This is a genomic window from Methylobacter luteus IMV-B-3098 (assembly GCF_000427625.1).
In the GTDB taxonomy this organism is placed as follows: domain Bacteria; phylum Pseudomonadota; class Gammaproteobacteria; order Methylococcales; family Methylomonadaceae; genus Methylobacter; species Methylobacter luteus.
On the sequence record NZ_KE386569.1, the window covers coordinates 835596 to 861711 of the forward strand.

At 45.9% G+C, this 26116-nt stretch carries 26 protein-coding genes; 25 read left to right on the top strand and 1 reads right to left on the bottom strand.

Features of this window, described 5'->3' with window-relative positions; all coding sequences use genetic code 11:
• Positions 1-155: 155 nt before the first annotated feature.
• The 11 genes from METLU_RS28275 to galE all read left to right on the top strand — a co-directional run bounded on the left by METLU_RS28275 (position 156) and on the right by galE (position 10848).
• Complete coding sequence (locus METLU_RS28275) at positions 156-1007, top strand: hypothetical protein (protein ID WP_196806505.1); 852 nt, start codon at positions 156-158, stop codon at positions 1005-1007.
• A gap of 148 nt (positions 1008-1155) precedes the next feature.
• Complete coding sequence (locus METLU_RS0105715) at positions 1156-2346, top strand: autotransporter strand-loop-strand O-heptosyltransferase (protein WP_027157395.1); 1191 nt, start codon at positions 1156-1158, stop codon at positions 2344-2346.
• Positions 2347-2452: 106 nt separating this feature from the next.
• On the top strand, positions 2453-2779 hold the full coding sequence (locus tag METLU_RS0105720; RefSeq protein ID WP_027157396.1) for a DUF2845 domain-containing protein: 327 nt from the start codon (positions 2453-2455) through the stop codon (positions 2777-2779).
• Between the two features lie 345 nt (positions 2780-3124).
• On the top strand, positions 3125-3655 hold the full coding sequence (locus tag METLU_RS0105730) for a CsiV family protein (RefSeq protein ID WP_231383553.1): 531 nt from the start codon (positions 3125-3127) through the stop codon (positions 3653-3655).
• A 3-nt stretch (positions 3656-3658) separates the two neighbouring features.
• Positions 3659-4720 carry a glycolate oxidase subunit GlcE gene (glcE, locus tag METLU_RS0105735; RefSeq protein WP_027157399.1) on the top strand — a complete coding sequence of 354 codons (1062 nt, stop codon included), beginning with the start codon at positions 3659-3661 and terminating at the stop codon, positions 4718-4720.
• On the top strand, positions 4721-5923 hold the full coding sequence (gene glcF / locus METLU_RS0105740; RefSeq protein WP_027157400.1) for a glycolate oxidase subunit GlcF: 1203 nt from the start codon (positions 4721-4723) through the stop codon (positions 5921-5923).
• A gap of 217 nt (positions 5924-6140) precedes the next feature.
• Positions 6141-7496, top strand: coding sequence for a tRNA (N6-isopentenyl adenosine(37)-C2)-methylthiotransferase MiaB (gene miaB, locus METLU_RS24575; RefSeq protein WP_036242882.1), 1356 nt, complete (start codon positions 6141-6143; stop codon positions 7494-7496).
• A 12-nt stretch (positions 7497-7508) separates the two neighbouring features.
• On the top strand, positions 7509-8480 hold the full coding sequence (locus METLU_RS0105750; protein ID WP_027157401.1) for a PhoH family protein: 972 nt from the start codon (positions 7509-7511) through the stop codon (positions 8478-8480).
• Positions 8480-8941 (top strand): rRNA maturation RNase YbeY, encoded by a 462-nt coding sequence (ybeY, locus tag METLU_RS0105755; RefSeq protein WP_027157402.1) that lies wholly within the window; start codon positions 8480-8482, stop codon positions 8939-8941. Before METLU_RS0105750 ends, ybeY begins: the two co-directional genes overlap by 1 nt.
• Positions 8938-9780, top strand: a complete 843-nt coding sequence (locus METLU_RS0105760; RefSeq protein ID WP_027157403.1) for an HlyC/CorC family transporter — start codon at positions 8938-8940, stop codon at positions 9778-9780. The genes ybeY and METLU_RS0105760 overlap by 4 nt, the downstream gene beginning before the upstream one ends.
• Before the next feature lie 18 nt (positions 9781-9798).
• The gene (gene galE, locus METLU_RS0105765) at positions 9799-10848 is read left to right on the top strand and encodes a UDP-glucose 4-epimerase GalE (protein WP_027157404.1); all 1050 of its coding nucleotides are present in this window, start codon (positions 9799-9801) and stop codon (positions 10846-10848) included.
• 134 nt (positions 10849-10982) lie between these two features.
• On the opposite strand, the gene METLU_RS0105770 is transcribed toward galE, so the two are convergent.
• Positions 10983-12143 (bottom strand): D-alanyl-D-alanine carboxypeptidase family protein, encoded by a 1161-nt coding sequence (locus tag METLU_RS0105770; protein WP_081679025.1) that lies wholly within the window; start codon positions 12141-12143, stop codon positions 10983-10985.
• Positions 12144-12999: 856 nt separating this feature from the next.
• Here METLU_RS0105770 and METLU_RS0105775 point away from each other — a divergent pair.
• From METLU_RS0105775 to METLU_RS0105840, 14 genes are all read left to right on the top strand, one after another.
• A complete protein-coding gene (locus tag METLU_RS0105775; protein WP_027157406.1) occupies positions 13000-14610 on the top strand; it encodes a protein adenylyltransferase SelO in 1611 nt (536 codons plus the stop codon).
• 314 nt (positions 14611-14924) lie between these two features.
• Positions 14925-16280, top strand: coding sequence for a Na(+)-translocating NADH-quinone reductase subunit A (locus tag METLU_RS0105780; RefSeq protein ID WP_027157407.1), 1356 nt, complete (start codon positions 14925-14927; stop codon positions 16278-16280).
• Positions 16280-17479 carry an NADH:ubiquinone reductase (Na(+)-transporting) subunit B gene (locus METLU_RS0105785; RefSeq protein ID WP_027157408.1) on the top strand — a complete coding sequence of 400 codons (1200 nt, stop codon included), beginning with the start codon at positions 16280-16282 and terminating at the stop codon, positions 17477-17479. Before METLU_RS0105780 ends, METLU_RS0105785 begins: the two co-directional genes overlap by 1 nt.
• Positions 17472-18323: a Na(+)-translocating NADH-quinone reductase subunit C gene (locus METLU_RS0105790; RefSeq protein ID WP_027157409.1), complete on the top strand. Its 852-nt coding sequence runs from the start codon at positions 17472-17474 to the stop codon at positions 18321-18323. The genes METLU_RS0105785 and METLU_RS0105790 overlap by 8 nt, the downstream gene beginning before the upstream one ends.
• Entirely contained in the window at positions 18320-19000 is a 681-nt protein-coding gene (locus METLU_RS0105795) for an NADH:ubiquinone reductase (Na(+)-transporting) subunit D (RefSeq protein WP_027157410.1), read from the top strand. Before METLU_RS0105790 ends, METLU_RS0105795 begins: the two co-directional genes overlap by 4 nt.
• A complete protein-coding gene (gene nqrE / locus METLU_RS0105800) occupies positions 19000-19608 on the top strand; it encodes an NADH:ubiquinone reductase (Na(+)-transporting) subunit E (RefSeq protein ID WP_027157411.1) in 609 nt (202 codons plus the stop codon). The genes METLU_RS0105795 and nqrE overlap by 1 nt, the downstream gene beginning before the upstream one ends.
• A gap of 12 nt (positions 19609-19620) precedes the next feature.
• Positions 19621-20841 carry an NADH:ubiquinone reductase (Na(+)-transporting) subunit F gene (gene nqrF, locus METLU_RS0105805; RefSeq protein WP_036242887.1) on the top strand — a complete coding sequence of 407 codons (1221 nt, stop codon included), beginning with the start codon at positions 19621-19623 and terminating at the stop codon, positions 20839-20841.
• 65 nt (positions 20842-20906) lie between these two features.
• The gene (locus METLU_RS0105810; RefSeq protein WP_027157413.1) at positions 20907-21953 is read left to right on the top strand and encodes an FAD:protein FMN transferase; all 1047 of its coding nucleotides are present in this window, start codon (positions 20907-20909) and stop codon (positions 21951-21953) included.
• A 4-nt stretch (positions 21954-21957) separates the two neighbouring features.
• Complete coding sequence (nqrM, locus tag METLU_RS0105815) at positions 21958-22137, top strand: (Na+)-NQR maturation NqrM (RefSeq protein ID WP_027157414.1); 180 nt, start codon at positions 21958-21960, stop codon at positions 22135-22137.
• A 76-nt stretch (positions 22138-22213) separates the two neighbouring features.
• A complete protein-coding gene (locus METLU_RS0105820) occupies positions 22214-22609 on the top strand; it encodes a CBS domain-containing protein (protein ID WP_027157415.1) in 396 nt (131 codons plus the stop codon).
• 23 nt (positions 22610-22632) lie between these two features.
• Positions 22633-24081, top strand: coding sequence for an exodeoxyribonuclease I (sbcB, locus tag METLU_RS0105825; protein WP_027157416.1), 1449 nt, complete (start codon positions 22633-22635; stop codon positions 24079-24081).
• Positions 24082-24239: 158 nt separating this feature from the next.
• Positions 24240-24803: an SRPBCC family protein gene (locus tag METLU_RS0105830; RefSeq protein ID WP_027157417.1), complete on the top strand. Its 564-nt coding sequence runs from the start codon at positions 24240-24242 to the stop codon at positions 24801-24803.
• Positions 24804-24813: 10 nt separating this feature from the next.
• A complete protein-coding gene (locus METLU_RS0105835) occupies positions 24814-25773 on the top strand; it encodes a YVTN family beta-propeller repeat protein (RefSeq protein WP_331271259.1) in 960 nt (319 codons plus the stop codon).
• Position 25774: 1 nt separating this feature from the next.
• A complete protein-coding gene (locus tag METLU_RS0105840) occupies positions 25775-26104 on the top strand; it encodes a YqcC family protein (protein ID WP_027157419.1) in 330 nt (109 codons plus the stop codon).
• The last annotated feature ends 12 nt before the right edge of the window (positions 26105-26116 follow it).

Here is a 26116-nt window from a genome sequence, read left to right on the forward strand (position 1 = left end):
CTAATTAATATAAAACACTATTTTTTCATCAAAACAATCTCCAGGGTTACCTGTTAATTTAACGCGATATCAAATTGAACCTTTAGCTTTTGTAAGGTATTAACTATAGAGTATTTGAACTACCAAAACTCCATAGCTATTAAGTGATTCTTAGCATGAAATTTATCGGTTTTAAGAGAGGGTTTATGAAGATAAGAAGCAACATAGCAATATTAATAGCTGGTTCATTAGCTGTAGCCACGCCTTTATTCGCAAAGAATGGCGCTGATGATGGATCCAGCCCATCAAACGCATCGGGTACAGCCGGCACATCGGGCACATCAGGTACATTCGCTACAGCAGGTACGGCTGGTACGGCAGGTACAGCTGGTACGGCAGGTACAACTGGCACATCGGGTACAGCCGGTACATCGGGTAGATTTGGTACATCCGGTACATCAGGCGACATCGAGCCCAGGAAAAAAGTTGTAGCCGACTTTAGTGATAAGTTGATAGTTATACCTTGTGTTGATGTGAAAGATTCTCCATTCGACGGACACTACAACGTAGTGATGGCGCTGGCTGGCAACGGCAGCGGCTTTGACTGGAAGCTTAAACGCGCTGAAATGACAACAGATCCGGTCTGCGATTATCCATTCGACAACCAAATTGAAAGCGACGATGTGCTGGCCGCCATAGGCTTGCCAAGCGTTTCTGAGATCAAAGGCACGGATGGCACTTCCGGTACAGCCGGTACTGCCGGCACTGCAGGAACATCGCCGGTCACGAGAGATCCTGACCTTCGCAAGAAAGTGATAGTCAGTTTTGACAATAATCTGTTGGTGATTCCTTGCGTCGACGTGCAACATACAATCTTTGCCGGGCATTACAATGTTGTGATGGAAGGAAATCCGAATCGTGTTGAGGATTGGAAGGTCAGAGAGGCTAAGCCTACAACTTGTGATGGAGAGCCGGCCGGAGGAATTACGCTTGACGAGGTTTTGCAGAGCATCAATATGCCGAAATAATTTTATAAATCCATAAAGACAGCGTCATCCTTATATATCCTTGAGATTACAAATGCGGATGACGCATTTTTCTTGCGTTCGAGAGCATCGCAACAACGCTGACAGAGATCGCTGTCGAATCGCCCAACAATCACCGGATTTGTTCACCATGGGCAAAAACAGACGCAAAAAACAATCCACTTTCCAGAAAGAATTGCCGGTGAATATTTGTCGCTTCAGTTTCGTCGATGGCGCGCTTATCGAAATACTTGGAAACGTCCATGAATTCTATCTGGTGCAGTTTATCGATACGGCAAACAATGAAGTCGTGCACCAGGGCGAAATACAGAATAACCAGTGGATTCGTACGTCACGAAGCTATTTTACGAAATGGAAGATCAATATCTTCAGAAAATCCGATAATGCCTTGGTATTCAGTCATGTCTATGATTGTGAAGACCAGCGTGTCTATATCGCTCTGGAATCCCGGGCTCTGGGTGACACGATGGCCTGGTTGCACTCAGTGGAGGAATTCAGGGGAAAACATGCGTGCCAAATGGTCTGTTCGACCTTCATGAATGATTTATTCGCAGAAAAATACCCTGATATTGAATTCGTTGAGCCTGGCGTAGTCGTGCATGATTTGTATGCCATGTACCGTATCGGATGGTTTTATGATGCCGATGGCAATATTGATTACAACAAGAATGTCAGGAATTTTCGCGAACAGCCTTTGGGAGAAACCGCCTCCGATATTCTCGGCCTGAATTATTCAGGTTTCCGGCCTCGTATCAAGGATGCGGACTTACCTCGGCCCATGGTACAGGACTATGTCTGCATTGCCGTGCATGCTACGGCTCAGGCCAAGTATTGGAACAACAAGGCGGGTTGGCAGGAACTTGTTCAGTTATTGAAAGACAGTGGCTACCAGGTCGTGCTCCTGTCGAAAGAAGGTCGCGAGTATATGGGCAATAAAGCGCCGGATGGAGTCATTTACATTCCGGAAGGTCCCCTTGAACAGATTGTCAATTACCTGAAACATGCAAAGCTATTCATAGGAATCGGCAGCGGGCTAAGTTGGCTGTCCTGGGCTGTCGGTTGTCCGACCTGTCTGATTAGCGGATTTTCATACCCTTATTCCGAAATGAAAGATTGTATCAGAATTGCCGCGGATGAATCGGCATGTGGCGGTTGTTTTAATAGATACAGGCTCGATCCCGGCGACTGGAACTGGTGCCCGGATCATAAAAATACCGCCAGAGCGTTCGAATGTACAAAAACCATAACAGCGGAACAGGTTATGTCGGCTATTCGGAAAGCGGGGCATGTGCTGAGTCCAATCGAGTGCAATACCGCTTGAGGGACAGTCAGATTAGAGCGGCAAATATTATTCAGCCCCTATTCATCGGGTCAGGCTAAAATAAATCATCACATTAATCTTTATGATCAAGCGGGATGAAAAAAGGATGAAAAAAATATTGCTGCTGTCTGGTTTTCTCTTTGCCGCCGACACGGCCGAGGCAGCTTTCAGATGCGGGAGCTGGCTTATCACGAAAGGCGATCATGAAACAGAGGTTCTGCAAAAATGCGGTGAACCCCAATATATGGAAGAGCGAATAGGGTATCGCGGGAATCGCTTACGGCATCCTCGTGGCTCACTTGAAATTGAAGAGTTTGAACAAGTTATCATTCATGAGTGGATTTACAACTTCGGGCCGAGACGGCTTCAGCAACGCTTATTGTTTGAAAACGGCATACTGAAAGAGATAAACGATCTTGAGCATGGCTACTGAAAATAAATGATCGTACCCGTTATAAACTTTCCGAAAATACTAATCGTCATTTCATGCTGTCTGTATTTATCAGCATGCGCCGAGTTTAAGGAAGCGGGCAGAACCATAGGGCATACTTCGCGTGATGTCACCCGAGAGATCGGTCATGGCACGCGCGATGCCGCCAAATCAATCGGCAGAGGTACCAAAAGAGTAGTCAAGTCAGTGACTGCGGATGGGGAATAAATTCTTTGCGGATATTCATCAGGCTGGATGTAAAACGTCGATAGGTTTAATATCCCGGTTAGTTGAAACATTTTCGGGTTAAGCTGATAAATGCCGCTATTGAATGAAAGAAATGCAAGGATGAAAAACCTGATGGTTTATGGCTTGGCTATGCTGCTGAGTTTTTTCAGCAACCGGGTTTTAGCCGAAGGTAATGACTATCAGATTGAATTGATGGTTTTTGCGCAGGATATGCCCAATACAGAGGTATTTGATCAAACCGAAAGCCAAATCAAATGGCCGGCCGGCCTGACTGAACTGTCAACTTATAAACAAGCCGATACGATGGCGCTTGCCGATGCTTATGCGGCCTTATCGAAAGATCCTGTTTACAAACCTGTCATTCATATTGCCTGGCTTCAGACCATCGCGGAAGGCGCATCGAGCAGTCCTGTCCATATTCAGGGCGCGGAGGGGGCATTGAACGGTTTTATTCGTATCCAGCGCGGTCAGACGTTGCAGTTGATTGTCGATCTGGAGTACGCGCCCGGTCAGGCTAACAGTGAAGCGTTTATTTATCGGTTAAATGAAAACCGGCGCATTAAATTGAATGAGGTTCATTATCTGGATCATCCCAAATTCGGCGTTGTCGCAAAGATAAGTCAGTTATAGACAATGCAGGATTCAACCGAAGCTTTTCTGCAGCAAGCCGTCCGGCATGCTGTTGACACCAATGCACCCTTGAAGATTGTCGGCGGTAACAGCAAATCTTTTCTCGGCAGGGAATCGGGCGGGTTGCTGTTAAGCACGCTGGAGCATCAGGGTATCGTCAATTATCATCCCTCGGAACTGATCATCACCGCCCGCACTGGCACATTATTAGCGGATATAGAACAAACCCTGGCAGAGCAAGGCCAAATGCTGGCGTTTGAACCGCCGCATTTCTCGGATAAGGCAACCTTGGGCGGTGCAGTAGCATGTGGGTTGTCCGGTCCAAGGCGTCCCTTTACCGGATCGGCACGGGATTTTGTTCTGGGCTGTAAACTCATTAACGGCAAGGCGGAAGTCGTATCGTTCGGTGGCGAGGTTATGAAAAATGTGGCCGGTTATGATGTCTCGCGCTTAATGGCTGGAGCTATGGGCACGCTGGGTGTGTTATTGGAAGTGTCCCTGAAAGTGCTGCCATTGCCTGTGCTTGAGTTGACGACATGCTTCGAACTGAATCCTTCCGATACGATCAGCAAAATGACGATGCTGGCCGCGCAATCGCTGCCCGTTTCCGGATTAAGTTACAATGGCCGTATCTTATATGTCAGGCTATCCGGTGCGGAAAAAGCCGTCAAAGCCGCTATCGGTAAAATAGGCGGCGATGCGGCTATGGCTGACCGCAGGTTTTGGAAGTATTTAAACGAGCAGCGTCTTGATTTCTTTCAAGGCGACACGAATTTATGGCGCATTGTCGTGCCTCCTGCTACCGCGGAGCTGGATTTATCAGGCGTCTGGCTTTATGACTGGGGTGGTGGTCAACGTTGGCTGAAATCGGAAGAGCCGCCGCGACGAGTCTTCTCAGTTGCTGAAAACGCGCAGGGGCATGCGGTTTTATTCAAAGGCAAAGATCGTTCCGGCGATGTCTTTCAGCCATTAAACGGTAAGCTTCAGGAACTCAATCGGAACATAAAGCAGGCGTTCGATCCTGCCGGCATCTTTAATCCGAACAGAATGTACCGGGACTGGTAAATGCAGACCAACCTAGCCGAATTCGTTAAGAAAAAGCCAGAGCACGACGAACTGGAGGGCATCCTGCGCGCCTGCGTGCATTGCGGTTTTTGTAACGCGACGTGCCCGACTTATCAATTATTAGGCGATGAACTCGATGGCCCGCGCGGGCGAATTTATCTGTTAAAACAGCTGCTGGAAGGCGAGCCTGTCACGCGTCTGACGCAACAGCATCTGGATCGTTGCCTGAACTGCCGATCCTGCGAAACGACCTGTCCCTCAGGCGTCCGTTACGGACGATTGCTGGATTTGGGGCGGGTTATGCTGGATGAGCAGGTGGGGCGCGCAGCCGGGCAAAAAATACTGCGGGGATTAATCACGGCTGTTTTGCCTTATCGGAACCGTTTCAGTGCTTTGTTACATGGCGCCCGCCTGATCAAGCCGGTTTTGCCTCAAACGCTAAAAAATAAAATCCCTGATAAAGAAAAGGTGCCTGGTTGGCCTGAGGCAGTTCATGCCCGAAAAATGCTGATCATGCCGGGGTGTGTGCAGCAAGCGCTGGCACCGTCGATCGATGTGGCAACGGCCTGGGTTCTGGATAAACTAGGTATTTCCTTGATTCAAGTAAAGGCGGGCGTTTGCTGCGGCGCCCTGGATTACCATTTATCCGATCATGAAAAAGCCCTGGCGTTTGCGCGAAAAAACATTGATGCCTGCTGGCCTTATATTGAGCAGGGTGCCGAGGCCATTGTCATGACAGCGAGTGGTTGCGGCATCATGGTGAAAGATTACGGTGAGTTATTAAGGCATGATCGCGATTACGCTGAAAAAGCGGCGCGATTTTCGATGCTGGTCAAGGATGTCGGCATCGTGTTAATGTCGGAGGACCTGGCCGTGTTTAAGGCCGATAACAGAAAGGTCGCCTTTCAATCGCCTTGCACGCTACAGCACGGGCAGAAAATAACCGGGATTGTGGAAGCGATATTAGAAAAAGTCGGTTATCAGCTGACGGCTGTTGCCGATGGGCATCTTTGCTGCGGTTCGGCGGGCGTTTATTCCTTGCTGGAGCCGGCTTTATCCGAGCAATTATTGCGCAATAAACTACAGGCGCTACAGGCGAATGAGCCTGATCTTATTGCGACAGCCAATATAGGCTGTTTAAATCATCTGCAATCGGCCAGTTCCGGAAAGGTATTGCACTGGATTGAATTGTTGCTTTATTGAATAGTCTTAAAATGTAATTCAACCCGGAACGATGGTTGGGCATGGTACGAGTTTATTGTTTAAGCGCTATTCAGGTTATAATGTCAGCTTTTTATTAAGCTCTTGTTGATATATTCAGGGGTTCTTTTATTATCGGGCTCATGAATCGCCATTTCATCGCAATAAAGCCAGGTCGATTCCGGGCTTTTTATTTCCGGGTGATTTACTAATACACTATATGACACAAAAACTTTATATTCAGACCAATGGTTGTCAAATGAATGAGTACGATTCCGATAAAATGCGGGATGTACTTAAGGCTTCACACGGTTTTGAACTGATTGATGATCCGAAACAGGCGGATGTTCTGTTACTTAATACCTGTTCGATACGCGAAAAAGCACAGGAAAAAGTCTTCTCAGCCCTAGGCAAATGGCGAAAAATCAAAGACAAGCGTCCCGATGTCATCATCGGCGTCGGTGGTTGCGTCGCCAGTCAGGAAGGCGCGGCGATCCAGAAACGCGCGCCTTATGTCGATATCGTCTTCGGTCCGCAAACCCTGCATCGCTTACCGCAGTTGCTCGATCAGGCGCGCATGAAACAGGAACGCGTGGTTGACGTGTCATTCCCCGAGATAGAGAAATTCGATGCGCTGCCCGAACCCCGGGCCGAAGGGCCGAAAGCGTTTGTGTCGGTCATGGAAGGTTGCAGCAAGTATTGTACGTTCTGCGTGGTCCCTTATACGCGCGGAGAAGAGATCAGCCGGCCGCTGAATGATGTGATTGCCGAAATCACCGCACTGGCAGCGCAAGGCGTACGCGAGATCAACCTGTTAGGTCAGAATGTCAATGCCTATCGCGGCGAGATGGATGATGGCGATATCGCTGATTTCTCTTTACTGCTGCACTATGTCGCGGCCGTGAACGGTATAGATCGCATCCGTTTTACAACCTCTCATCCCGCTGAATTTTCCGACAACCTGATTGAAGCATTTGCCGAAATTCCGCAGCTCGTCAACCATCTGCATTTGCCGGTCCAAAGCGGCAGCGATCACATATTAAAGCTGATGAAACGTGGTTATGCACGTGCCGATTACATCGAAAAAATACGTAAATTACGCGAAGTGAGGCCGGATATTTATCTGTCTTCGGATTTTATTATCGGCTTCCCCGGCGAAACCGAGGCGGAATTTGAAGAGACCATGTCGCTGATTGAAGAAATCGGTTTCGATTTGTCTTACAGCTTTGTTTACAGTCCACGCCCCGGGACACCGGCGGCCGATATGCCCGATGACGTGCCCGAGGAGGCGAAAAAACAGCGTCTCGACCGCCTTCAGCAGCGTATCAACGAGATGGCGGCCGCGATTTCGGACAGTATGGTCAATACCGTGCAGACCGTTTTGGTCGAAGGCCAATCCAAAAAGAACCCTCTACAGATGCAGGGCAGAACCGAAAATAACCGCGTCGTCAATTTCATTGCTCATCCCAGGCTGATCGGACAGTTTGTCGATGTATTGATTACCGAAGCGCTAGCTAATTCTTTGCGGGGTCGTATTATGGATACTTCTGTCGATAAAATTATTCAACACAATTAAGTATTGACTGTTATGACATCTCAGGAAATTACCCTGTTGCCTGCCGATAACGTCAGGCTCTCTAATTTTTGTGGTCAGTTCGACTCTCATCTGCGGCAGATAGAAGCCCGCCTTCAGGTTGAAATCGCTAATCGTGGCAACCGGTTTAAAGTTACCGGTGCCGACAGTTCAGTAAAAGCCGCTTGTGCGGTCATGCAGAAATTGTTCGAAAGCACTGAAAAAGAACCGCTGACATCCGAATCGATTCATCTGGCCATGCAGGACGCCTCTATAGAACAGATTCTGGCAGCACCTGAAGACTCGGATAAGCCGAATGTTCTGATCAAGACCAAGCGCGGCATACTGAAAGGTCGCGGGGCCAATCAGCAGGAATATCTGCGCAAGATCATGTCGCATGATATCAACTTCGGCGTAGGTCCTGCCGGAACCGGTAAAACCTATTTGGCTGTAGCCTGTGCGATTGAAGCTCTGCAAACCGAGAAAGTAAGAAAAATCATTCTGGTGCGTCCGGCTGTGGAAGCAGGGGAAAAACTCGGTTTTCTGCCCGGCGATATGGCGCAAAAAGTCGATCCGTATTTACGCCCTCTTTATGATGCTCTGTATGAAATGCTCGGTTTTGAGCGCGTCGAGAAGATGATCGACCGTGGCATTATCGAAGTGGCGCCGCTAGCGTTTATGCGCGGCCGGACGCTCAATGATGCATTCATTATTCTGGACGAGGCGCAAAATACGACTACCGAACAGATCAAGATGTTTTTGACCCGTGTCGGTTTCGGCTCGACTGCTGTAGTAACGGGTGATGTGACACAAATAGATTTGCCGTCCGAAAAAATGTCCGGATTAAGGCATGTGCTTGAGGTCTTGAAAGATGTTGAAGGTATTAGCTTTACTTTTTTCAATGTGCGCGACGTCGTCCGGCATCCTTTGGTGCAACGTATCGTTTCTGCTTATGAAACGTATGAAAAGAAACATAAGGCGGATTGATGAACCAGATAGACATTCAGCGCATTTTTGAATCGGAAGGTCAGCCGGATGAAGCGCAAATCCAGGCGTGGATTGATGCGGCGCTTGAGGATGTCAGTCAGGACACCGAAATTGTCATCCGTATTGTCGATGAAGCCGAAAGCGCCCAGCTCAACGACCAGTACCGCCATAAAAAAGGCCCCACCAATATTCTCAGTTTTCCGTTTGAAGTACCGGACGGCATAGACTTGAATTTATTGGGCGATTTGGTGATTTGTGCGCCGGTAGTCGCCAGGGAAGCGGTTGAGCAGCACAAACTGCCGATTCATCACTGGGCGCATATTATAGTCCACGGCGTATTGCATTTGTTGGGCTATGATCATATCGATGAAGACGAAGCCGAACAGATGGAAGGCAAAGAGATAGAAATTCTGAAAAAATTGAACATAAATAATCCTTATATTGAGGTAACAGAAGCATGAGTGATGAACAACCCCCAAGTAGAAACTCCCCGCAGAAGAGTTGGGTAGATAAAATCAGCCATCTGCTGACAGGGGAGCCGCAAGACCTGGATGACCTTCTTGAAATATTGAGAGAAGCTAGGGAAAAACGATTGTTGGATACCGATGCCCTGACCATGATTGAAGGGGTTTTACAGGTGTCTGAAATGCGGGTCAGAGATATCATGATCCCGCGTGTCCAAATGGTGGTAGTGCCGCGTGATGCCGAGCTCGACACCATCTTTCCGCTGGTTTTGGAATCGGCGCACTCACGTTTTCCGGTTATTGAAGATGACCGCAGTAAAGTGGTCGGTATTCTATTGGCAAAAGATCTGCTGGCACATGCCTTGCAAAACAAGCATCTTAGAATTGAAGAAATCATGCGTCCGGTCAATTTTGTCCCGGAGAGCAAGCGCCTGAATGTTTTGCTGAAAGAATTCCGTACCAATCGTGATCATATGGCTATTGTAATAGATGAATACGGACTGGCGGCCGGTTTGGTCACCATTGAAGATGTGTTAGAGCAGATTGTCGGTGAAATCGAAGACGAATACGATGAGGAGGAAGATGAAGGTTATATCTCCCAACGTAATGAGAGCGAGTTCATGATAAAAGCCTTAACGCCGATAGAAGAATTCGATGAGTTTTTTTCCACGCATCTGGCGACAGACGAGTACGATACCGTTGGCGGATTCATTGTCAGCCAGATGGAGCATATGCCTAAAAAAGGCGAGAGCCTGGTTGTAGACAATCTGCGGTTTGAAGTGATTAGGGCCGATAACCGTCGCTTGCATTTGATAAAATTAAAAAAAATTGATTAACAGGAGGAAGGGGTGGGCATGAATGAACGAACAATATTGGTCACTGGTGGCGCGGGTTATATCGGCAGTCATGCTTGTGTTGAGTTACTGGCGTCTGGTTATCAGGTTGTTGTCATCGATAACTTATGCAATAGCAAAGTGGAGACTTTGCATCGGGTAGAGCGGATAACCGGTAAATCGCTACAGTTTTACGAAGCCGATATCCGGGACAAGAAGGCATTGGCAGAGATTTTTACTCAGGAATCCATCACTGCCGTTATGCATTTTGCAGGATTAAAAGCCGTGGGCGAATCCTGCGAGCAGCCATTGAATTATTATCACAACAATGTGTATGGCACGTTGGTACTGGCTGAAGCAATGTCCGAAGCTAACGTCAAACAATTGGTGTTCAGTTCTTCTGCGACCGTTTATGGTGAATCTGCTTCTGTGCAGTATTCCGAGGATTTTCCTTTAGGCCCTATCAATCCTTATGGCCGGACCAAATTCATGGTAGAGGAGATTCTGCGCGACCTGTCGGCGGCCGATACAATTATTGGGGCGCAATCACCATGGAAAATTGCCTTATTGCGCTATTTTAATCCGATCGGCGCGCACGAAAGCGGTTTGATCGGCGAGGACCCCAATGGTATTCCCAATAACCTGATGCCTTACGTTTCGCAAGTGGCGATCGGCAAATTGGCGCAATTATCCGTCTTCGGTGATGATTATCCAACCAGGGACGGCACCGGTATCAGGGATTACATTCACGTGGTTGATCTGGTTAAAGGCCATGTCAAGGCACTGGAAGCGTTACAGAGTGAGAAATTCAAGTCAGGCGGATGCAAGGCTTATAATCTCGGGGCAGGCAGAGGATATAGCGTTCTCGATATTATAAAAACTTTCGAAACAGTAACGGGGCGAACGGTGAATTATAAAATCGCTCCACGTAGAGCGGGGGATCTTGCCGAATATTTCGCTAATCCTGAACTGGCGTATAAAGAGCTTGGCTGGAAGGCAGAGAAAAGGCTTGACGATATGATTGCGGACACCTGGAACTGGCAATGCAAAAACCCGGAAGGGTATGCATAAGATTTGCTTTTTGATTATGTTGCTGATGCCTTGTAAAAGCTGATCAGTTCAATTTACTCGACCCCACAGAATCCCTGCTGTGGGGTATCTTATAACCGATATTTCTTCGTTTCCTTGCGAATTTCAGCAAAGGACTAGCTATTCGTTTTCCTGGTCGTGCTTACGCTCTTTGTTTTGGGCGCGGTTTTGGCTTTGATTGTCTTTCTGGATTTTCTTGCGCTCTTTGTTTTGGCGGCGGTTTTAGTTTTGCTTACCTTTCTGGTTTTTGTAGCGCTTTTGTTTTTGCTGACTCGCGAGGTCCTTTTTGTATTCTTGGCTTTGCTTACGCGCTTGATGTGATGTTGTACTCTCTTGGCGTGTCTAGCGTGGTTTATATGCTTTTTAATGCCATCGCCTTGCGCTAACAGGTTTGAAGTCGCTCGATGACTGCCGCAATCAAGTTGATAAGGAGGGGGGGTGATTGAACCGGTCTCTATCGAATAAATATCTCTTGATGGGTCGGTGCTAAAGCTCTTGGCAAAGCTGGCATCCATTATCTGAGTCATTAGCTGGTAGCGCTCCTTGCTGGTCTTTCCTCCTAATACCACGCCGATCAGCCGGTGACCATTCTGATGTGCCGAAGCCATCAGATTATAGCCCGAACCGCAGGTAAAGCCGGTCTTCATGCCTTCTGCGCCGGGATAATTCTTTACAAAAGCATTAATGCTGCGCAATGTGGCGCCCTTGTAATCAAAACTTTGGGCAGAAAAAAATTGATAATAAACAGGAAAATCACGCTGGATTCGCCATGCCAAAACCGCCAAATCCCGTGAGGTAGTGACTTGCAAATCATTAGGAAGTCCGGTTGCATTCATGAAACGGGAGCTGCTCATTCCTAATGAGTGTGCTTTTGCCGTCATCATTGCCCCGAAGTTCTCTTCAGTCCCCCCTAGTTCTTCCCCAAGAACAACAGCCGCATCATTCGCGGAGCGCGTGATCACAGCCAAAATAGCGTCTCTGACGGTTAATTTTTCTCCCTGCCTCAAACCTAATTTGCTGTTAGGCTGCCGTGCGGCGTGCGAGGAGGCAGTCAGTACATCTTGCAGACCAAGTTGCCCCTCTTTTAAAGCATCAAACGTCATATAGAGCGTCATGACTTTGGTAAGGGAGGCCGGGAACCAAAGTTGGTTGGCTTCTAGTTCATGCAATATGCTGCCGTTATCGGCGTCGATAACTATAGCGGCATGCCGTCCGTAACTGATGCTAGATACGAAGAATAAAAGGACGGGTATCAAAATAAGTTGAGTAAATTTCACGTTTAATAATTATATTATGGTTTTTTTTAATGAAATCAATAGCTAAAGCACGGTTACGGGTTACTTTTGCATTTGTTAAACCTAGCGAATAGTACAAGTGAAATTTGAGCTCGCATTATATCAGGTGAGCTAGATATATGCTGCCGGGATTGATGCGGAAATTTTCCGGGCTAAGTGTTTAGTTGGTTTGTGTTACTAATAATTACATCAAGAACAATTAGATATAGATATTCTGTCTTGCTAGTGTGTCTGTGGAGCTAAATTAACAGTCGCTAGCATTTAGCTGGTTTTAAGTATTAATCCGGTATAGTTCACTGCGAGTAAGGCTAGGTGATGCAGTTAACATAATTTTATACTAACTTTCCGTTTAGGGAAGGGTTGGCATTATCTGAAGCAAATAATTCAGCCGTGCAATTAAGGATGTTGTCAGACTAAATTTCTCGTTCATATTATTTTTATCGGAATAATTGGTGATGATGGTTTAAGAAAATTATGAAGGTAATATCCAATAACTTCTAAGAGCCTACAATTATAATTATTGCAATATTGGTATATTTTTTGCTTATTTTAAGTCGGTCTTGCACAAAACGTCCGGTTTTATGAATATTCTGAATAAGGATGGTCTTTAAAAATTTATTGGCATTCAATCAATGAGTTATTTTAAAAATAAAATAATATTTATTTTCAATGCAATAGCTTTATTTGGCTGGGTAAACTACTTATCTGCTGAGGCTTGCTAGGGTTTATGTGGCTCAAGCTAAACCAGTACAATAATCTCGGTCAACTTGACGAGGAAGCAGAGTTAGAAAAACCGATGATTATGACTCCCCTTTGATTTAACGATAATTATTCCAATATGAATTATTCCCTATCCAAAATTATGCATCTTGATGAGTTGCTGTTCGATAATCGTTTTATACACGAATTGCCCGGTGATCCTGAAGTTTCGAATAATCGCCGTCAGGTAATCGGCGCTTGTTATTCCCATGTGTCTCCAGCCAAGGTAGTCAAGCCAAAACTGATCGCTTATTCCAGAGAAGTTGCAGATCAACTGGATTTGGCCCTGGAAGCTTGTGAATCGGATTATTTTGCCGAGGTATTTACAGGCAACAGACTGTCGGCGGGCATGGAGCCTTATGCGGCCTGTTATGGCGGGCACCAGTTCGGCAATTGGGCAGGGCAGTTGGGCGATGGTCGCGCTATCAATCTGGGCGAAGTGCTCAATCGGCAAGGCCAGCGTTTGGTTTTACAGCTTAAAGGCGCTGGTCCTACGCCTTATTCACGCACGGCAGACGGCTTGGCGGTATTGCGCTCGTCAGTGCGCGAATTCTTGTGCAGCGAGGCCATGCATCACCTGGGCGTGCCGACCACGCGGGCTTTGAGTTTGACATTGACTGGTGAATGTGTAATTCGGGACATGTTCTACAACGGTAATCCCAAGGCTGAGCCGGGGGCTGTCGTGTGCCGGGTGGCGCCTTCCTTTACGCGTTTTGGCAGCTTCCAGATTTTCACGGCGCGCGGTGATATCAAGCTGCTCAAAAAGTTGGCGGATTATACGATTCGAACTGACTTTCCACATTTAGGCGAACCTTCGCCCACAGTTTATTTGGCCTGGTTTGAGGAAATCTGCCGTAAGACGGCCGAGATGATCGTGCACTGGCAGCGAGTGGGATTCGTTCATGGTGTCATGAATACCGACAACATGTCTATCCTGGGACTCACCATCGACTACGGGCCTTATGGTTGGCTGGAAAATTATGATCCTGACTGGACGCCCAACACGACCGACGCTTCAATGCGCCGTTATCGTTTCGGCAATCAGCCGCAGATCGCCTTTTGGAATCTGACGCAACTGGCGAATGCTATTTATCCTTTGATTGAAGATGCCGAGTTATTGCAACAGGCGCTCAACCTTTATGCTGAAAGCTTCGAGAAAGGCTGGGAGGATATGATGGCTGGTAAGCTGGGCTTGAGCGTATTCGATAATTCATTAACTGCAGAACTATTGATTATATTGCAGTTGGTTGAGACGGATATGACTATTTTCTATCGCAAGCTGGCTACGATGGATATCGATAATAGGACGCCGAATGATATCAGTGATGAAGTGCTGATAATGCCGTTGATGGAAGCTTATTATGTGCCGGAGCAATTAACTTCCGAATATAAAGAGCGCATTGGTCATTGGTTAAGAAATTACATGCGGCGGATGCAGAAGGACGAAACACCGGATCAGGAAAGGAGGATGCGCATGAATGCCGTCAATCCTAAATACGTGCTGCGAAATTACATGGCTCAATTGGCTATCGACAAAGCTGAGCAAGGTGATTATTCAATGATTGATGAGTTACTGAAATTGTTGCGGCATCCGTATGACGAACAGGTCGACAAGGAAGTGTTTGCGGTAAAGCGTCCTGATTGGGCGAGGCAGCGGGCCGGTTGTTCGATGTTATCGTGTAGTTCCTAGGCAAAGACAAGCCGAGTTTGTTGGCTTTATATATGATTTTTAATGGTTTGTAATGGGATTATAAAAACAATATTAACATTATAAAAGCAGGGGGATTTATACAATATCACTGGCATTTTGAGGCGTACCAAGGAATAAGATTGCGTGATTATATTGTGTAATAAAAGCTTACAGTATCAGTCGGTCTTTGTTGAGAAAAGCTCTCTTTTATGATGTAATGCCAGTGTTTTACGTCTTAATACGCCTCTTGTTTTGCCGTTCTTAAAATAAGGGGAAAGTTTTACAGCATTGCTTGGAGAATAGGCTTATTAACTATGCAATTTACTATTAAAAAAGGTTTGGATTTACCTATAACGGGAGAACCCAAACAAGTTATTGAGGATGGCAATGCGGTTAAGTCCGTTGCCATTTTGGGAATGGATTATGTAGGCATGAAGCCTACAATGATGGTCAGTGAAGGGGATGCGGTCAAGTTGGGCCAGATACTCTTTAGTGACAAGAAAAATCCTGGTGTTAATTTTACTTCACCCGGGGCGGGTGTCGTGAAAGCAATCAATCGTGGTGCCAAACGGGCTTTACAATCTGTCGTGATTGAACTGCAAGGCAATGCGGAAGAGTCATTCACAAAATATGAAGAGTCTCGGTTAAGTGATTTAGCAGCGGAACAGGTTAAAGAAAATCTATTGGCATCAGGCCTGTGGACGTCTTTGCGTACACGTCCGTATGGCAAAATTCCCGCGATTGACAGTACACCTCATTCTATTTTTGTGACTGCAATCGATACCAGTCCGTTAGCGGCTGATCCTGCCGTTATCATCAAGGCGCGCGGCAATGATTTTGCCAATGGATTAGCAGTTGTTTCCAAGCTGACGGCCGGTAAAACCTATGTTTGCAAAGCTACCGGCGCCGATATCGCTACAGGCAATACTGCATCAGTTGTCGTTGCCGAATTTTCCGGTCCGCACCCTGCGGGCCTGCCAAGTACACATATCCATTTTATCGATCCCGTTAATGCGGAAAAATTTGTCTGGTATCTGGATTACCAGGCAGTGATGGCGATTGGCGCATTGTTCACTACTGGTAAGCTCAATGTCGAAAGAGTCGTGTCATTGGCAGGGCCAACCGTCAAGAACCCAAGGCTGATTCGCACCCGTATTGGTGCCAATACCGATGATCTGGTTGCCAGCGAATTGGATGATGATGTTGAAAGCCGCGTGGTTTCCGGCTCTGTATTACATGGTCATCGCTCTGCGGACTGGGCTGCTTATTTGGGTTATTACAACAATCAGATTTCGGTGTTGCAAGAAGGCCGTGCTCGTGAATTGTTCGGCTGGATCGTTCCCGGTAAAGACAAATACTCCGCATTGGATATTTATACCTCAAGCGTTGATCGCAAAACTGGCCGCAAATTTCCATTAACAACAAGTAAAAATGGCAGCAACCGGGCCATTGTTCCTGTCGGCATTTATGAAACCGTGATGCCTATGGATATCTTGCCTACACCGCTGTTAAAAGCGCTGGTTGTAGGCGATACGGACCAGGCTCAATTGTTGGGCTGTCTGGAGCTTGATGAGGAAGATGTCTCCTTATTGACTTTTGTTGATCCGGGCAAACATGACTTCGGTCCCGTGCTGAGAGCGAATTTAACTAAAATTGAGAAGGAAGGATAATGTCGGCTAGAGATTTCTTAGATAGCATAGAGCCGCATTTTACAAAAGGCGGTAGGTTTGAAAAGTATTACGGTCTCTATGAGATGGTGGATACTTTCATCTATACACCCGCTGATGTAACACGCGGCGCAACGCATGTTCGTGACGGTAACGATCTGAAACGAACCATGACTTTTGTTGTAATAGCAACATTTTTTTGTATTTTGATGGCCCTGTATAACACGGGCTACCAGGCCAATGTGGCTATGGAAGCAATGGGACTGACAAAGGCGGATAACTGGCGCAGCATTCCCATGATGATATTCGGGTATAGTCCTTACAACCCATTGTCATGCTTGGTTCATGGGGCTTTGTATTTTCTGCCTGTTTACATTGTGACACTGGCTGTTGGCGGTATTTGGGAGGTCTTGTTCGCTACAGTGCGCGGACATGAGGTTAACGAAGGCTTCTTGGTTTCATCAATGTTATATTCATTGATTCTTCCGCCCGAAATACCTTTATGGCAGGTCGCTCTGGGTATTTCATTCGGTATTGTTATCGGTAAGGAAGTATTCGGCGGTACCGGCAAAAATTTCTTGAATCCAGCATTGACTGGTCGTGCATTTTTGTTCTTTGCCTATCCTGCCTCCATGTCAGGTGATTCAGTATGGATTGCCGTAGACGGTTTCACTGCTGCAACTCCTCTGAGCCTTGCCTCAGCGGGCGGCGTTGAAGCAATTAAAGAAGGTTATGGCTGGTTGCAGGCTTTCTTTGGTTTTATTCCCGGTTCTATGGGCGAGACATCCACTTTTGGCATTTTGCTTGGCGCCGCATTCTTGCTTTATACACGTGTGGCATCTTGGAGAATCATGTCTGGCGTCATGATTGGCATGATAACGTCATCGTTGTTATTGAACATCATAGGCAGTGAAACTAATCCGATGTTTGCGTTACCTTGGTATTGGCACCTAGTTTTAGGCGGCTTTGCTTTTGGTACTGTCTATATGGCAACAGATCCCGTAACAGCGGCTGGAACCGATACAGGCCGGTGGTTATATGGAATATTAATTGGTGTGATGGTAGTGATAATTCGCGTCATCAATCCTGCTTTCCCGGAAGGCATGATGCTGGCGATTCTGTTTTCTAATATGTTTGCACCGATCATTGATTATTTTGTCGTTCAGGCAAACATTAAGAGAAGGGTGAAACGTCATGCCTAACGCAGTTAAAAAATGTGAACATTACGAAAAATTTAAAGTTTACCGCGATAAAATCCTGGCCTTGCATAATGATAGTTTAGAAAAAACTATCGCTATCGCATTGTCGCTGTGTTTGTTCTGTGCGGTTTTGGTGGCGTTCGCGGCTGTCGCGTTGAAACCATTGCAAATCGGCAATAAAGAGCTGGACATGAAGAGTAATATTCTTGATGTAGCAGGTTTATTAGAAGCTGATACTGATATCGACAAAGCTTTTGACGAACAGATTGAACCTAAACTGGTCGATATTGAAACGGGTGACTACGTAGAGAATATGGATGTAGCGGCTTACGATCAACGTAAAGCGGCAAAAGATCCTGCGCAAAGTATCGCTATCCCTGCCGATAAAGATATTGCGCACATCCGTGCAAAAGCCAAAATTGCTAAAGTTTATTTAGTTAAAAAAGGCGATGATATCCAATCCATTATTTTGCCTGTAAATGGTTATGGTTTATGGTCAACTCTATATGGATTTATTTCCTTGGCAGCTGATGGACAAACTGTACAAAGCATTAACTTTTATGATCAAGCCGAAACACCGGGATTGGGTGGTGAAGTAGTAAACCCTAACTGGCGCGCCCTATGGAACGGTAAAAAGGTTTACTCTGAGTCCGGAGAACCAGCTTTAGGTTTAATCAAAGGTGTAGTAGACAAAAATAAACCGGGTTCCGAGTATCAAGTGGACGGTTTAGCCGGCGCGACGTTAACAAGTAATGGTGTAAGCAATCTTATTAAATACTGGATGGGTAAAGAAGGTTTCGCACCGTATTTAAATAAAGTGAGAACTGCTGGGGAGAATAAATCATGAGTGCAGTATTAACTGGCGAAACAAAAAAAGTATTGACCGAACCATTGGTCAATAATAATCCGATTACGTTGCAGGTTCTGGGGATCTGTTCTGCTTTGGCGGTAACATCTCAGATGTCTACATCACTGATTATGGCGCTCGCGCTGACATCCGTAACGGCTTGCTCAAGCGCGGCGATTAGTGCCATCAGAAACCATATTCCAAGCAGCATACGGATTATCGTGCAGATGATCATTATTGCGTCTTTGGTAATCGTGGTTGACCAAATCCTGAAAGCATTTGCTTTTGAAGTCAGTAAACAATTGTCAGTATTCGTGGGTTTGATTATTACCAACTGTATTGTTATGGGACGCGCTGAAGCGTATGCGATGAAAAATCCGCCTTTAGCGAGCTTCATGGACGGCATTGGCAACGGCTTAGGTTATAGCTTGATTCTTGTTCTTGTGGCTTTCTTTAGAGAGACCCTGGGCTCAGGCAAATTGTTGGGCTTTGAAGTATTCCATTTGTCAAAAGACGGCGGATGGTATGATCCTAATGGTTTAATGCTATTGCCTCCTAGCGCTTTTTTTATCATTGGCTTGATTATTTGGGCCATTCGACAAGCGAAACCAGAGCAGGCTGAAAAGGCGGATTTCAAAATCATGTCAATAGCTCATGGTGAAGGAGGGCATCACTAATGGAAGCTTATATTAGCTTATTTGTAAAAGCGGTTTTCATTGAAAACCTGGCTCTGGCGTTCTTCCTGGGTATGTGTACCTTCCTGGCGGTTTCCAAGAAGATTTCGACGGCTATGGGATTGGGCATAGCGGTAATGGTTGTGCAAACCATTACGGTGCCTGCCAACAATATTATTTACCATACGCTGTTAAAAGAAGATGCGCTGTCGTGGATGGGCATTACCGGTGTGGACTTAAGCTTTTTAGCGCTGTTAAGCTGTATCGGTATGATTGCCGCCTTGGTACAGATTCTGGAAATGATTCTGGACAAGTTTTTCCCGGCTCTCTATTCGGCATTAGGTATTTTCTTGCCGTTGATTACCGTGAACTGCGCCATTCTTGGTGGAAGCTTATTCATGATAGAGCGTGATTATAACCTCGGTGAAAGTGTTACCTATGGTATCGGCAGTGGTTTCGGCTGGGCATTGGCTATTACGGTTATTGCCGGTGTGCGCGAAAAACTGAAATACAGTGATATCCCAGCCGGTTTACAAGGTTTGGGTATTACGTTTATTACTGCAGGTCTGATGTCGCTTGGCTTCATGGCTTTCTCTGGAATCCAACTATAAGAAGGTAGCATAATGCTGGAAATTGCATTAGGGATTATTATTTTCACGGTCATCGTGATTGCGTTGGTATTTGTTATTATCGGCGCAAAAAATAAATTGGTTGCCTCCGGGGACGTTGAAATTCTGATCAATGATGAAAAGAAAATTCATGTGCCTGTGGGGGCGAAATTGTTAACGGCATTGGCTGATAACGGCTTGTTTGTCCCGTCAGCTTGCGGCGGTGGCGGTACTTGCGCTCAATGTCGGGTAAAAGTACATTCAGGCGGCGGTGAAATTCTGCCGACTGAAACATCGCATATTACTAAACGTGAAGCGGCTGAAGGCGAGCGTCTTTCTTGCCAGGTCACGGTTAGAAATAATATGGAAATTGAAGTCGAAGATGATGTTTTCGGCGTCAAGAAATGGGAATGTACTGTCAAATCCAACCACAACGTGGCGACTTTCATTAAAGAGCTGGTGTTGGAATTGCCTGAAGGTGAAGAAATCAAATATCGTGCCGGCGGTTACATTCAGATTGAATGTCCTCCGCATGTGGCAAAATATAGCGATTTCAATATTGAAGAAAGATTCCATGAGGATTGGGATAAATACAACCTGTGGCGATATGTCTCCGACGTAAAAGAGGCGGCTTTGCGCGCTTATTCAATGGCTTCTTATCCTGAAGAAAAAGAAATCATGCTGAACGTACGTATCGCGACGCCGCCTCCAGGTGCTCCTGATACTGTACCGCCAGGTATCATGTCTTCTTATATCTTTAACTTGAAGCCAGGCGATAAATGTATCGTTTCCGGTCCTTATGGCGAATTCTTCGCTAAAGACACCGATGCCGAAATGGTCTTCATCGGTGGCGGTGCGGGTATGGCGCCTATGCGCTCCCATATCTTCGACCAACTGCGCAGGCTGAAGTCCAAGCGCAAGATGACGTTCTGGTATGGCGCACGAAGCAAACGCGAAATGTTCTATGTTGAAGATTTCGATATGCTGGCCAGAGAAAATGACAACTTTGAATGGCATGTTGCTCTGTCAGATCCATTGCCTGATGATAACTGGACAGGTTATACCGGATTTATTCACAATGTGCTCTTTGAAGAGTTTATAAAGAACCATCCGGCGCCTGAAGATTGTGAGTTCTACATGTGCGGACCTCCAATCATGAACTCATCAGTCATTAACATGCTGTTGGAAAACGGTGTTGAACCAGAGAATATCTTCCTGGATGACTTTGGCGGTTAAGTAATACATGGTATCTCTCTCCCGCAAGAACTAATTTCTTGCGGGAGAGAGGCTAGTGGAATCACATGAAATATATCAAACAACGACGAGGAGTATGGCTTTGTCTGCCCCTCGTTTTTTTATTGTCAGCCTGTGGCAGTAAAACAGAGCAAGAGTACCCGTTCACTTATTCGGGATTAACAGAGGGTACGAGCTTCCATATTAAAGTCAGTAAGTTGCCTGAATCGGTGATTTCAGAGCAATTGAAACATCAAATTATGGATCTTTTGGATGAAATAAATGGGCAAATGTCTACTTATCTGGAAGATTCGGAACTGTCCAGTTTTAATCAAAATACCTCTACTGATTGGGTGCCTGTCTCTGCTCCTTTATTTACAGTGTTGAAAGAAGCGCAAAGAATCAGCCAGTTGACTAATGGCGCCTTTGATGTAACTGTGGGGCCTCTGGTCAATTTATGGGGATTTGGTCCTGATCCGACAAAATTTGTCGCGCCTGATGATGCGCTGATACAGGAACGATTGAACAAAATTGGCTATAACTATCTAAGTATTAAGGAAGAAGAGTCGTTAGCTGTTAAAAAAGCGATGCCGGATTTATATGTAGATTTATCGGCTATAGCAAAAGGCTACACAGTGGATCAGGTAGGTTTGTTGTTGGAAAAAAATGGCATAACCGACTATATGGTCGAAATTGGCGGCGAGATAAGAGTAAGAGGGCAAAATGCGAGTTCCGAGCCTTGGCATATAGCTATCGAGCAACCCACATCCAATGAAAGAGTGGTAGAGAAAGTGGTTGGCATTACTGATATAGCCATGGCAACTTCCGGCGATTATCGGAATTTTTTTGAAGCCAATGGAGTGCGCTTTTCTCATACTATTGATCCAAGAACAGGGCGGCCTATAACGCATAAGCTCGCATCCATCACGATCCTGAGCAAAACGACGATGGAAGCCGATGCGTTGGCAACAGCTATTATGGTGTTAGGTCCAGATGAAGGTTATAAATTTGCCGAACGTCATAATATAGCGGCATTTTTTATTATTAAAAAAGATTCGGGTTTTGACGAAAAAAGTACTCGAGCCTTTGCTAGCTTTACAAAATTAAAAAGGTAATAACATGACTTATTTTCTCGTGACTTTTGTATTTATGCTTATTGTCATTGCAATTATGGCGATAGGGGTTATTTTTGGCAGAAAGGCGATTAAAGGCTCATGTGGGGGCGCTAACAATGGAAATTGCGTCTGCGTTGAAAAATGTGATAAAAGGAAAAAACTGGAGGCCGAAGGGAAGGTTTAGGATGGCTCAGTGTGAATTTGTATAAGCAGGACGGCAAGCTCAAGGTGAAATAATAAATAACAATGAGGAGTTCGTTATGTTGGCTAAAATTACTGTTGCAGATTACATGACCAAACATTTGGTTACGTTGACTAAAGAAACCAATGTCTTTGATGCCATAAAGAAATTGTTGGCTCATAGGATTACCAGCGCTCCGGTGCTTGATCAGCATGATCACATAGTAGGCATGTTCTCGGAAAAGGACGTGATGCGGGTTGTTGCTGAAAATGTTTATGATCAAGGTATGGGCGGTAAAGTGGGCGAATATATGACGAAGGACGTAATTCGTGTTGATGCTGATTCATTCATTGTTGATTTGGCGGAAAAGTTTCAGCAATCAGACGCCAGAAGTTTTCCTGTTTTTGAAGATACTGACCTGGTAGGCATTGTCAGTCGCACAGATATTTTAAGAGCATTGGCTTCGCTTGAGTAAAATTAAGGATTAATTTTCATTGGATGAAAAACGGCACGTTTTTTTGGCATGACTATGAAACATTCGGAGCAGACCCGCGAAAAGACAGGCCTGTTCAATTTGCCGGCATTCGAACCGATTATGACTTCAATATTATAGATGATCCCTTTGTCGTTTATTGCAAGCCATCGGCGGATTCACTGCCGCATCCAGATGCTTGTGTTATTACAGGAATCATCCCCCAGTTTGCCGAACAGAAAGGCATTTGCGAAGCAGAATTTACACGACTGATTCATCAGCAATTGTCTCAGCCAAATACCTGTACTGTCGGCTATAACAGTATTCGTTTCGATGATGAAGTAACTCGCAATTGTCTTTATCGTAATTTTTACGACCCATACGCACGTGAATGGCAAAATGGCAATTCTCGCTGGGACCTGATCGATTTGGTCAGGGCGGCAAGAGCTTTGCGTCCTGAAGGTATACACTGGCCAGTTAATGAAGATGGAAGACCCAGCTTCAGGCTGGAAGAATTAACTCGGGCGAACGGTATTGAACATTTAGCCGCGCATGACGCGCTTTCCGATGTCTACGCCACTATAGCGATAGCCAGATTAGTTAGAAGAGCCCAACCAAAACTTTATCAATTTTTACTAAAGCACCGGGTTAAAGCTGAAGTGCATAATTTGCTGCAGCTCGGCAGCTTTAAGCCTCTCGTGCATATCTCGGGCAAATATGCAGCGCTTAAGCATTGTCTCGCCATAGTCTTGCCCGTGTGTAAACATCCGACCAATAGCAATGGCATTGTTGTTTACGATCTCTCTGTCGACCCTGAACCCATGCTGTCTTTATCTGTCGAAGAAATCCAGCAGAGGATTTTTACATCCACCGACGATTTACAGGAAGGCGTCGAAAGAATACCTCTAAAAACGGTCCACATTAATAAATGTCCGGTACTGGCGCCGGTATCCGTTATCAGGCCGGATGATGCTCAGCGACTGGAAATCGATTTGGCTTTCTGTTACGCCAATATTGAAAAGATTAAGGTCGCAACTGGTCTGGAGGCAAAATTATCGGCTGTTTTTAGTCTTGCCTACTCGGAGCAGGAATACGATCCGGATCTGGCGCTTTATAGCGGCGGATTTTTCTCTGAATCCGATAAACAAAAAATGGCAAGGATTAGGGGTATGCCGCCGGAGCATCTGGCTAAAGCGGCTTTTGATTTTACCGATGCCCGTTTGCCGGATATGTTATTCAGGTATCGGGCGCGCAATTACCCCGAAACCCTGACTCATGAAGAGATGCAGCGATGGCATGAGTTTTGTGTAAATCGGATAACAGGCCGTCAGGCCGGCGCCGGGATTCTACTTGATGATTATTTCGATCGTCTCGAGGAACTAAAAAGCGATAAAAATATTAATTCGGATATGATCAAGGCTCTGGAAGCGTATGGTATTGAGAAAATGGAGCGGTTCGGTGTTAAGTTCATTTGATGAAGGCTCTGCAAAATTCATTTCACATTCAATTGCGTCTGTCAAAGTGGACATACCGCTCATAAGATTGGTTTTGGAATGCGCTAACTAATGCTTGCTGCAGGGAGTTAGCATATAATGGATGGTTCAGTTTATATGTTTCCATAAGGAAGTTAATTATGAAGAAAATTATTTTATTTGTTTCAGCTTTACTGTTCTTTTTTACTTCAGTTGTTAATGCGCATGGCCCTGTACGTCAGAAAGCTGAAGAAGAAATCACTATCAATGCGCCTGCCGAAAAAGTCTGGGGTATCATCAAGGATTTCAGTGATATGTCTTGGCATCCTGGCATCAAAGATACCAAAGCTGATAAAGGCAACGAGAAAGGCTCAGTTCGCGTTTTGACTTTGAAAGACGGTGGAACAATTACTGAAGAATTGAAAAAGCATGACGACAAAAAAATGACGTATGCTTATAAAATTACTGAAATGAGCACGGCGAAAACCATCACTCATGCTGGTGCTGAAGAGAAAGTGCCCGTGTTGCCTGTTGACAATTATGCGGCCAGCATTGATGTAGAAGGTAAAGGCAATACATCGGTTGTATCCTGGAAAGCTGGTTATTACCGCGCTTACATGAACAACAATCCGCCTGCGGAAATGAACGAAGAAGCAGCTAACACTGCAGTTACAGCTATTTTGAAAGCGGGTCTGGAAAATCTGAAAGCCCTGGCTGAAAAGTAAGGATTAGCGAGTGTTCCGAGTGAACCACATGGCTGTAGCGATGGCGGTCGCTACAGCCTTCTTATCAGCATCGGTTGCGGCCGAGCCTTTCGCCTACATCAGTAATCAATTAGCGGACAGTGTTTCCGTTATTGACACGGAAAAGGGCACGGTAGTCGATACGATTGCCGTTGCCGGGAAGCCTGCCGGTGTTGCCGTTGCACCTGATGGTAACAGAATTTATGTTAGCGCCCCGGAAGCGAAAGGCTTCGCTGTTCTGGATGCATTAAATCGCAGGGTTATTGCTAAGGTTGCAGTCGGTGACGGTGCTCTGGGTATTGCCACAGCGCCTGACGGCAAGCGTATTTATGTGGCGGATTGGTATAAGAATACCGTATCAGTAATTGATGCGGATAGTTTGAAGATTATAGAAATTATTGCTGTGGGCCAGTCGCCGTCCGGATTGATGGTGAGTCCCGATAATCGCTGGTTATATGTGGCAAACCGGCTCGATAATTCGGTCTCGCAGATTGATTTGGACAAACTGACAATCAGAAATACGACCAAGGTGGGCGAGCACCCGTTTGGTCTGACCGTTGATGGTAAAGGCGAGCGTATTTATGTCGCTAATGTCGAAAGCGATGACATAACGGTATTGGAAAAAAGCCATCTCAAACGCATCGCAACAGTGAAAGTCAATAGCCGGCCATATGCTGCGGCATTGGCACGCGGTGACAGTCTTTTGTTTGTAACCAATCAGGACGACAGTTCTGTTTCGGTCATTGATACCGTCACACTAAAAGAAATCGCCTTGATTGATGTTGGCGATAAGCCGGAGGGAATTTATACGCATCCGGACGATCGGCATGTTTACGTGGCTAATTGGTTTGATAGTAATGTTTCCGTGATCGATGCACAGACACTGGAAGTGGTTGATACGATCCAAACCGGAGAAGGCAGTCGCGCATTCGGACAATTTATCGCCAGATAACATGGCTTCCGATAAATATCAGCAAATCGCTGAGCTATTATTTGAGGTAGAAATTCAGCTGCGACAGTTGAATTATTGGCAGGATGCGCTGCCTTCGGTTGAGGCACTTTCGAGTGAGTTGCCTTTTAGTCATGATATATTGGCGTTTCCTCAATGGCTGCAATTTATATTTCTGCCGAGAATGCATGAATTGATTGAATACGCGGCACCGCTGCCGACTGCTTGCGCCATAGCACCATATGCCGAAGAATATTTCAAACGGGGCGATGCCAATGTACAAACCTTGTTGGCGCATTTGACCGAAATTGATACACTGCTCACCGATTTGTAATAACGCGGAGCT